Annotated in this window: 10 protein-coding genes; 6 read left to right on the plus strand and 4 right to left on the minus strand. The window is 72.1% G+C overall.

The features are described from left to right. Positions 1–404, plus strand: a 404-nt coding sequence (folK, locus tag JWQ91_RS09805) for a 2-amino-4-hydroxy-6-hydroxymethyldihydropteridine diphosphokinase (protein ID WP_297782992.1), incomplete at its 5' end; no start/stop codon positions are given. Between the two features lie 24 nt (positions 405–428). Continuing rightward, a complete protein-coding gene (locus JWQ91_RS09810; RefSeq protein WP_297782994.1) occupies positions 429–932 on the plus strand; it encodes a DUF3180 domain-containing protein in 504 nt (167 codons plus the stop codon). 10 nt (positions 933–942) lie between these two features. Here the strand turns inward: JWQ91_RS09810 and JWQ91_RS09815 are convergent, their stop codons facing one another. The 4 genes from JWQ91_RS09815 to JWQ91_RS09830 are packed head-to-tail and all read right to left on the minus strand — an operon-like array spanning position 943 to position 6,227. Beyond that, complete coding sequence (locus JWQ91_RS09815; RefSeq protein WP_297782997.1) at positions 943–2,607, minus strand: DUF885 domain-containing protein; 1,665 nt, start codon at positions 2,605–2,607, stop codon at positions 943–945. A 16-nt stretch (positions 2,608–2,623) separates the two neighbouring features. Continuing rightward, positions 2,624–3,766, minus strand: a complete 1,143-nt coding sequence (locus JWQ91_RS09820) for an NADH-quinone oxidoreductase subunit D (RefSeq protein WP_297783000.1) — start codon at positions 3,764–3,766, stop codon at positions 2,624–2,626. After that, positions 3,763–5,301 (minus strand): polysaccharide pyruvyl transferase family protein, encoded by a 1,539-nt coding sequence (locus tag JWQ91_RS09825; RefSeq protein WP_297783003.1) that lies wholly within the window; start codon positions 5,299–5,301, stop codon positions 3,763–3,765. The genes JWQ91_RS09820 and JWQ91_RS09825 overlap by 4 nt, the downstream gene beginning before the upstream one ends. After that, positions 5,298–6,227 carry an SAM-dependent methyltransferase gene (locus tag JWQ91_RS09830; protein ID WP_297783006.1) on the minus strand — a complete coding sequence of 310 codons (930 nt, stop codon included), beginning with the start codon at positions 6,225–6,227 and terminating at the stop codon, positions 5,298–5,300. Before JWQ91_RS09830 ends, JWQ91_RS09825 begins: the two co-directional genes overlap by 4 nt. A gap of 136 nt (positions 6,228–6,363) precedes the next feature. Here JWQ91_RS09830 and JWQ91_RS09835 point away from each other — a divergent pair, with 136 nt between their 5' ends. The 4 genes from JWQ91_RS09835 to JWQ91_RS09850 are packed head-to-tail and all read left to right on the plus strand — an operon-like array spanning position 6,364 to position 9,344. Next, positions 6,364–7,266, plus strand: coding sequence for a DUF2520 domain-containing protein (locus JWQ91_RS09835; protein ID WP_297783009.1), 903 nt, complete (start codon positions 6,364–6,366; stop codon positions 7,264–7,266). Positions 7,267–7,268: 2 nt separating this feature from the next. Continuing rightward, positions 7,269–8,111, plus strand: a complete 843-nt coding sequence (gene panC, locus JWQ91_RS09840) for a pantoate--beta-alanine ligase (protein WP_297783012.1) — start codon at positions 7,269–7,271, stop codon at positions 8,109–8,111. Next, entirely contained in the window at positions 8,108–8,542 is a 435-nt protein-coding gene (gene panD / locus JWQ91_RS09845; protein WP_297783015.1) for an aspartate 1-decarboxylase, read from the plus strand. Before panC ends, panD begins: the two co-directional genes overlap by 4 nt. 10 nt (positions 8,543–8,552) lie before the next feature. Further along, on the plus strand, positions 8,553–9,344 hold the full coding sequence (locus tag JWQ91_RS09850; RefSeq protein ID WP_297783018.1) for a type III pantothenate kinase: 792 nt from the start codon (positions 8,553–8,555) through the stop codon (positions 9,342–9,344). The last annotated feature ends 214 nt before the right edge of the window (positions 9,345–9,558 follow it).

Genomic DNA, 9,558 nt, shown 5'->3' on the forward strand with positions numbered 1-9,558 from the left:
CGGTCGTGGCGATCTCCTCGGTCTACGAGACCGAGCCCGTCGGCGGCCCGGAGAAGGCCGGCAAGTTCCTCAACGCCGTCGTCCTGATCGACACGACGCTGACGGTCCACACGCTGCTCGACCGCGCGCTGGCGATCGAGGACGCGTTCGGTCGCGAGCGCGCCGAGCCGGGCGCCCCGCGGACCCTCGACGTCGACGTCATCGTGGTCGGCGACCGGGTCGCCAATGACGAGCAGCTGGTCCTGCCGCACCCGCGAGCGCACGAGCGCGGCTTCGTGCTCGTCCCGTGGCTCGAGATCGACCCCGAGGGCGAGATCCCGGGCAAGGGCTTTGTTGCCGACCTCATCGCCAATGTCGACACCAGTGGCGTCGTCAAGCGTGAGGACCTCGAGATCATCCTGTGATCTCGAACCCATGACGACCCGGCCATGAGGCACGCCAAGCCGACATCGACCCTCCTGGTCGTCGGGCTGATCGCCGCGGGCCTCATCGGGGGCCGACTGACACCGCCGATCATCACCCGGCTGGGCGGCAGCACGCCCCGGATCAGCTGGACGGCGCCGCTGGCGCTCGCGGTCGTCGCGGTGGTCGTCGGGATCTTCGCCTGGAACACGTGGCAGAGCCTGCACAAGCAGCACGAGCGGATGACCGCCGACCACGGGATCCTGATGCTGTCGCTGGCGAAGTCCTGCGCTGTCGTGGGCGCACTGGTCGCCGGCTACTACGGCGGCTTCGCGCTGGCGTTCATCGACTCCCTGGACTCGATGCTGGGCAAGGAGCGCTTCGTGCGGGGCCTCGCCGGGGCCGTCGCGAGCCTCCTGCTGCTCACCGCGGCGCTCCTGCTGGAGCGCGCCTGCCGCCTGCCCGATGACGACGACGAGGACGGCCGCGGGTCCAAGGGCAACGGCGAGGGCAGCCCCACCCCCGCCTGACCCCCGTGCATCAGTGGGGGAGGAGGGTCGTGCGCAGCGTGCCGAGGCCGATGCTGCCGACCGACAGCGCCCGGCGGTGGAACTCCTTGAGGCCACCCGCGCTCGGGTCGGCGCCGTTCGCTGCGACCCAGTCGTCGCGGAGCTGCTCCCACATGCGCTGCCCGACCTTGTAGGACGGGGCCTGACCGGCCCAGCCGAGATAGCGGTTGACCTCGAAGCGGACGAAGGAGTCGTCCATGTTGACGTGCTGCGCCATGAAGCCGAACGCGTCCTCACCGGTCCACGTCCCGGACCCGTCCGGCTTGGGCTTGCCGAGGTGGACGCCGATGTCGACGACGACCCGGGCGGCGCGCATCCGCTGACCGTCCAGCATCCCGAGCCGGTCGGCCGGGTCGTCGAGATAGCCCAGGTCGGCCATGAGCCGCTCGGCGTACAGCGCCCAGCCCTCGCCGTGCCCGGAGTTCCAGCTGAGCCGCCGCCAGCCGTTGAGCTCGGCGGAGTTGTACGTCGCGAGGCCCAGCTGGAGGTGATGGCCCGGCACGCCCTCGTGATAGACCGTCGTGAGCTCGCGCCACGTGTCGAAGTCGGTGACCCCTTCCGGCACGCTCCACCACATCCGTCCGGCGCGCTCGAAGTCCTCGCTCGGCGCGGTGTAGTAGATCCCGCCCTCCTGCGTCGGCGCGATCATGCACTCGAGGCGCCGCATCGGCTCGGGGATGTCGAAGTGGGTCCGCCCGAGCTCCTCGACCGCCCGGTCGCTGGTCTCCTGCATCCACCGCTGCAGCGCGTCGGTGCCGTGCAGCTGGCGCGACGGGTCGGCCTCGAGCAGGGCGATGGCCTCGGCCACGCCGGCGCCGGGCCGGATCCGGTCGGCGACCTGCTCCTGCTCGGCCACCATCCGGGCGAGCTCCTCGACCCCCCACTCGTACGTCTCGTCGAGATCGATCTCCGCGCCGACGAACCCGCGGGACGCCAGCGCGTAGTGCTCGCGTCCGACCGCGTCGGCCTCGCGGGCGTGCGGCGCCAGGTCCTGCTCGAGGAAGTCGACCAGCGTCGCGTACGCCTCGGAGGCCGCCCGGGCACCCGAGCGGAGGTCCGCTGCGAGGGACTCTGGGACGTCGGCTCGGTCCGCCAGGGCGGCGAAGAAGCTGTCCGCGCCGGTCTGCTTGCGGGCCTGCGCCGCGACCTCCCGGACCTGCCGGATCGCGGGGGTGTTGCCGGCCGCGATCCCGATGCGCAAGGAGTCGAGCCAGCCCGCCATCGCCGCGGGGACATGGTGCATCCGGCGGGCCACGTGGTCCCAGTCCTGCTCGGACTCGGTGCCCATCAGGTCGAAGATGTCGCGGAAGTCCTGCGCCGGCGAGGCGATGACGTTGAGGTCCCGCTGCCAGAAGCCCGCCTCGACCTGCTCGATCTCGAGCTCGAGCGTCCGGATCATCTCGTCGCGCGTGATCGCGTCGGTGGTGTCCTCGGGGGTCGCCGCACGCACCGCGGCGAGGGTCGCGCGCGCCGCCTCGGCGAACGCCGCGACGCCGTCGGGAGACCGGTCGCCGTAGTCGGCCTCCCGGCCGGGTCGACCGAGGTGCACGTGCAGCTCCGGCTGCAGGTCGAGCAGGGTGTCGAGCCACTGCTCGGCGAGGTCGTCGATCGGGGTCGGTACGCGCGCGTCAGCCATGAACCGACCCTACGACCTACTTGTCGATGTCTCCCACGACGAAGAACATGCTCCCGAGGATCGCCACGAGGTCGGCGACCACCGTGCCGCTGACGATCTCGGGCAGCACCGCGACGTTGTTGAACGACGCGGTCCGCAGCTTGAGCCGCCACGGCGTCTTCTCGCCGCGGGAGACCAGGTAGTAGCCGTTGAGCCCCAGCGGGTTCTCGGTCCACACGTACGTCGAGCCCTCCGGTGCCTTGAGGATCTTGGGCAGCCGGACGTTGACGGGTCCCGGTGGCAGCTCGCCGAGCCGGGCCAGGCACGCGTCGGCGAGGTCGAGCGACACCTTGGTCTGCTCCAGCAGCACCGCGAACCGGGCGTGGCAGTCGCCCTCGGTCCGCACCGGGACCCGCAGGACGTCCTGCAGCTCGCCGTACGCCAGGTAGGGCTCGTCACGCCGCAGGTCCAGGTCGAGCCCCGACGCCCGGGCGATGGGGCCGGAGACGCCGTACGCCTCGACGAGCTGCGGGGACAGGACGCCGACGCCGACCGTGCGGGCGCGGAAGATCTCGTTGCCGAAGATCAGGTCCTCGAGCTCGTCCAGCCGGGTCCGCACCGTCGCGATCGCGGCGGACGCCCGCCCGGTCCAGCCCGCCGGGATGTCCTCCTTGAGCCCGCCGACGCGGTTGAACATGTAGTGCATCCGCCCGCCGGAGACCTCCTCCATGACCTCCTGGATCGTCTCGCGCTCCCGGAACGCGTAGAAGATCGGCGTGATCGCGCCGAGCTCCAGCGGGTACGACCCGAGGAACATCAGGTGGTTGAGCACGCGGTTGAGCTCGGCCAGGAGCGTCCGGATCCAGGTCGCCCGCTCCGGCACCTGCATCCCGAGCATGTCCTCGACCGCCAGCACGACGCCGAGCTCGGAGGAGAACGCGCTGAGCCAGTCATGGCGGTTGGCCAGCACGATGATCTGGCGGTAGTCGCGCACCTCGAAGAGCTTCTCGACGCCGCGGTGCATGTAGCCGATGATCGGCTCGCACGCCTGCACCCGCTCGCCGTCGAGCGTCAGCCGGAGCCGCAGGACGCCATGCGTGGCGGGGTGCTGCGGACCGATGTTGAGCACCATGTCGGTCGTGTCGAAGCCCGTCCCGACGCTCGCGGTGACCTCGGTCATGAGCGGCGGAACCCGCGCTTGAGCCGGCGGACCAGCCGCCCGGCGAGACCGCGGAGCGACCGGCGCTCGAGCTCCTCGAGCCGCGCCGTCAGCCGGTCGATCTGCACCTTCTGCCGCTCGATCCGCTGGTCCTGGGCCTTGATCGTCTCGGTCGTCCGGGTCTGCAGCCGCGCGATCCGGTCGGTGGTCTGCCCCTGGAGGCGGGCGTGGCGGCTGCCGGCCCCGTGCCAGCGCGGGTGCTCGAACGGGTAGTCGTAGCGCTGGGGGTGCCGGGTGATGTCGAGGACCATGCCCTGGCGGATCCACGCCAGCCGGGACGCGATCTCGTGACCGTCGGGGGCGACGAGCGGGTGCACCGGGGGCGGGAACGTCGCGGCGGCCAGCCGTTCGGCGAAGTCGCCGGTCCCGTTGCCCTCGGTCCAGACGTGGTCGAGGCCGTTGCGGTCGAGGAATGCGGTGTAGCGGTCGAAGCCCTGCGGCAGCTCGGCGTTGAACGCGGCCATGTCGGTCGCGGCATAGAGGTCCTCGGCCCGCACGTCGTCGGCGAGCTGCGGCATCGAGATGCTCGGCATGCGGTGGTAGTCGGCGAGCTCGGTCGTGCGGGAGTCGTGCGCCAGCAGCATCGCCGGCGTGCCGCCGAGCAGCGCCGCGACGTTGCCGTGGAAGCGGGTGCCGTAGGCGAAGTCCTGCGTCGCCATCCAGTCGTACCAGGACCACGTGTCGAGGAAGAGCCGCATGCGGTCCTGCTGGTAGAGCGGGTGCTCCAGGTGCACCGGCACCAGCGGGTCGTGGACGTGCGGGAACGGCGTGCCCCACAGCAGCAGCCGCAGGTCGTTGGCGTCCTGGCCGACGTACGTCAGCCGGGGGTGACGCGCGGCCTGCGCCGTCGCGAACGCGCCGATCCCGGGCACCTCGGGCGTCAAGTTGAGCGCCAGCGGGCTCTCGGCACCGATCGCGTCGACCCGCTTGGCGACCCGGAAGTCACGCCCGTGGAGGAACAACGAGGGGCAGCCGATGACGTCCACCGACGACGCGGGGAAGCCGAGCCCCACGAGGTACGCCTTCGTGAACTCGCCCCGGACGCCGATCGACGCCGACCGGTCGAGGACCGCGCCCACGAAGCGGCGGACGGTCTCGTTGATCGGCTGCATCGCCTCGACGCCCTGCCCGTGCGGGGCCTGCGCCCCGATGCCCACGACGGTGACGGGGATCGTGAGCTTCTCGATCATGTCGGTGAGCCGGTCCAGCCGCGGTGCGAAGTCGGCCCGGAACGCGTTGGCGAGCGGGACCACGAAGTGGTCGAACTGGTCCTCGACGAGGGCCGCGACGTCGTCCGCCGGGGCGCGCCGCTCCACCAGCGTCCCGTTGGAGACCAGCTCGGCGTCGTCGGTCGCCAGGGCCTTCCACACCGCGTGCTGGAAGAGGTAGTTTCCGCTGTTGCTGTTGAACACGTCCTGGGTCAGCGTCGACTCCGCGACCACCGGGGTGAACGGGTCCTTGCCTGAACGGATCAGCAGCCGTCGGCGCTCAGTCATGGCGCCAGTGTTCCATGACCGAGGGTGTCTGTGACGATCCACCAGAAGTCACCGAGGCCGCCCGTCGCGAGCAGCTCCCCGGCCTCGCCGGCCCGCCCCAGCGCACGGACGTACGCCGTGGGGTCCCGGTGCGCCAGGTCGAGCGGCGGCCGGCGGCCGTCGACCCCCAGCCGGGTCAGCGCCTCGCGTTGCCGCAGGAGGGTCCCGCCGACAGCGTGGGCGACCGCGTCGACCGCGACGTGGGCCGTCACGTCCCGGGTCCCGTCGGGCCGGACGTCGACCTCGCGTCCATCGACGTACGACCGCAGGCTCCCGAACGGGGGCCGGTCGCCCCGCAGGTGCCCGTAGTCGATCGCGACCGCGGTGCCGTGCACCCGTGACACGGCGTCGGCCCACACGACGTCACGCGCCGAGCCGACCTCGGCGCGCTGCCCCGGCTCGGTCATGGGCCACCACGTGCGCAGCCAGGACGACCCGTGCGGGTCGCCCAGCGCCTCCTCGCCCGTGGCCGGGTCGACCAGTAGCTCGCGGGGGACGTGGTGGTCGTCGAGCTCGACGACGTCGCACGGCACGTTGTCGAGCCACTCGTTCGCGACCAGCAGCCCGTCGATGCGTTCTGGCAGCGTGTCCCGCCACTCGATGTCGTCGGCCAGTCCCTCGGGTCGATGGGCGAGCTCGACGCCCGTCAGGCGTACGCCCGGCAGCTCGGCCCGCAGCGCCGTCAGCAGCTCGCCGCCGCCCGCCCCGAGATCGACGACCGTCGCGGCACCGGCCCGCCGGGCGAGCTCGGCCACGGCTCCCGCGAACGCGCCGACGTGCGCGTTGGTGCGGAAGTGGTCTGCCGGTCGCGACGTGCGGAAGAATCCCGCCTCGGAGTACAGCGCCCGCTCCCACGCGTCGTGCCAGGGGAGGGGCCGGTCGGACATGGCTCCAACCTAGTGAGCCGTCGTCCGGTGTGAGTCAGCGCACAGGTCGCTCCCCTAGGCAGGAGCAGGCGCGGAGCTAGACTGAAGTCGTCAATTTGTCTGGTACCCGCGAGGGACTGGAACGAAAGGCACCATCATGCTGCGTCTGTCCATGGGCGTCATCGGAGCGGGCCGTGTCGGCTCCGTGCTCGCCTCGCGCTTCCGCGCCGCCGGATTCCCCCTCGCGGGGGTCAGCGGTCGCTCGCAGGCCTCCCGCCTCCGCATCGCCACGCTGCTCCCCGACGTCGATGTCCTCACCCCCGTCGAGGTCGCCGCGGCGAGCGACATCCTGGTGCTGGCCGTCCCGGACGACAGCCTGATCGCCGTCGCGGAGGAGCTCGCCGCCTCGGGCGCGGTCCGGCCCGGCCAGTACGTCCTGCACACCAGCGGCCGCCACGGCCTCGACGCGCTGGCGGCGCTGACCCGCCTGGGCGCGCGTCCCATCGCGTTCCACCCCGCCATGACATTCACCGGCACGTCGGTCGACTTCGAGCGCAACCCGGTGTTCGGGCTCACCGCCGCACCGGCCGACCGGGCCCTCGCCGAGGAGCTCGTCGCGGCCCTCGGGGGCGTCCCGATGTGGGTCGCGGAGTCCGACCGCGCGCTCTACCACGCGGCGCTGGCCCACGGTGCCAACCACCTGGTGACCCTGGTGGCCCAGTCGATGGACCTGCTCACGACCGCCGGCGCGAGCGATCCCGCCGCGGTCCTGCGCCCGCTGCTGACCGCGGCCCTGGACAACGTCCTGGCCTACGGCGACGCGGCCCTCACGGGGCCGGTCGTCCGCGGTGACGTCACGACGATCCGCGCCCACGTGGACGCGCTCGCCGCGGCCGACGTCGACGACGCGACGGTCGACGCGTACCTCGAGCTGGCCCGGGCCACGGCGGGTCGCGCCGAGGCCGACCGCCGGCTCGCCCCGGCCGCCGCCGGCACCATCCGTCAGGTCCTCGACGAGGCGGACTGGGACGCCATGGCCGAGATCGCTGCCGGGATCTGAGTGTGACCACCACCCCGGTCATCGCCCGCACCCGGGCCGAGCTCGCCGCCGCCCGCGGCGGGTCCAGCGTGTCCTTCGTGCCCACGATGGGTGCCCTGCACGACGGCCACGTCCAGCTGCTCAAGCACGCCCGCCCGCTCGGCGAGACGCTCGTCGCCTCGATCTTCGTCAACCCGACCCAGTTCGCGCCCGGCGAGGACTTCGAGGACTACCCGCGGACGTTCGACGCCGACCTGGAGCGGTGCGCCGAGGCGGGCGTCGACATCGTGCTCGCCCCCGCCGTCGCGACGATGTATCCCGCCGGCCTCGTCGACACCGTCACGGTCGACCCCGGCCCGCTCGGCACGATCCTCGAGGGGGCGATCCGGCCGACCCACTTCCGTGGCGTCCTGACGGTCGTCTCGAAGCTGTTCGGCCTGGTCCGGCCCGATGTCGCGGTGTTCGGCGAGAAGGACTACCAGCAGCTGACCCTGATCCGGCAGATGTCGCGCGAGCTGGCGCTCGGTGTCGACGTCGTCGGCTGCCCCACCGTCCGGGAGGCCGACGGGCTCGCGATGAGCTCCCGCAACCGCTACCTGGCCGACGCCGAGCGCCGGACCGCCTCCGCGCTGTCCGCGGCCCTGCGCGCCGGTGTCGCCGCCGCTGCCGAGGGTGCCGACGCGGTGCTGGCCGCCGCCCACGCCGTCCTCGACGGCGCCGACCTCGACCTGGACTACCTCGCCCTGACCGATCCCGAGCTGGGCGCCGCGGTGCCCGGCCACGAGGCCCGGCTGCTCGTCGCGGCCCGGGTCGGCAAGCCCCGCCTGCTCGACAACACCGGCCTGACCCTCGGAGGAACACGATGATCCGCACCATGATGAAGTCCAAGATCCACCGCGCGACCGTGACCCAGGCCGACCTGCACTACGTCGGGTCCGTCACGATCGACCAGGACCTGCTGGACGCCGCCGACCTGCTGCCGGGCGAGCTCGTGCACATCGTCGACATCGACAACGGGGCACGTCTCGAGACGTACACGATCGCCGGCGAGCGCGGCAGCGGCGTCATCGGCATCAACGGTGCCGCCGCCCACCTCGTGCACCCCGGCGACCTCGTGATCCTCATCGCGTACGCCCAGATGGAGGACGCCGAGGCGCGGACGTTCGAGCCGCACGTCGTGTTCGTCGACGCCGACAACCGGGTCATGGCCACGGGTCACGATCCCGCCGAGGCGCTGCCCGGCACCGGCCTGGTCCGCGGCGACGTCATCGCCAACCCGCTGGTCGCCGCGCGATGAGGTGGCGGCCGTGATCCTGCTGTGCCTCGACGTCAGCAACAGCCACACGTCGATCGGCGCGTTCGACCTCTCGCGGCCCGACGAGGCACTCCTGGACCACTGGCAGGTGTCGTCGGACGAGCGGCGAACCGCCGACGAGTGGCAGCTGCTCGTCACGGGGCTCGTGGCCCGCTCCGGCATCGACGCGATCGACGCCGTCAGCCTGTGCTGCACCGTCCCGATGATCCTGGTCGAGCTCCGCGCGATGCAGGAGCGCTACTACGCCGACCTGCCGGTCGCGATCGTCGGCCCGGGCGTGAAGACCGGTGTCCCGATCCACACCGACAACCCGCGTGAGGTCGGCGCCGACCGCATCGTCAACGCCCTCGCGGCGGCCGAGCTCTACGGCGGCCCGGCCATCGTGGTCGACATGAACGGCACCGCGACGATCTTCGACGTCGTCGACGCCGACGGCCGCTACCTCGGCGGAGCGATCGCCCCGGGGGTCGAGCTGTCCCTCGAGGCCCTCGCACGCCGGGGCGCCCAGCTCCGCAGCGTCGAGCTCGCCGTGCCGCGGGACGTCGTCGGCAAGAACACCGTCGAGGCGATCCAGTCCGGGCTGGTCTACGGCTTCGCGGGCCTGGTCGACGGCATCGTGACACGCATCATCGACTCGCTCGAGGAGGACCCCGACCACGTCACGGTCATCGCGACGGGGTCCTACCCGGAGTCGGTCGTCGACAACTGCGCCACGATCACGACCCACGACCCGTTCCTGACCCTGACGGGCCTGCGCCTCGTCCACGAGAAGAACCACGGCTGAACCGGGGGAGGACCCGGGAGGGACCCGAAAATCTGGGTTTGTCCGCCCCGGCGCGGGCAAACCCACATTCTCCGGTCCCTCCGCGCGCCACTAGGCTTGACCCTCGTGAGCGATGCGACGAGCACCCCCGTGACCGAGGACGACCTTCCCGAGCAGGTGCGCGTCCGACTGGACAAGCGGCAGCAGCTCATCGAGCGCGGCGAGGAGCCCTATC

Source organism: Aeromicrobium sp. (assembly GCF_025965075.1).
In the GTDB taxonomy this organism is placed as follows: domain Bacteria; phylum Actinomycetota; class Actinomycetes; order Propionibacteriales; family Nocardioidaceae; genus Aeromicrobium.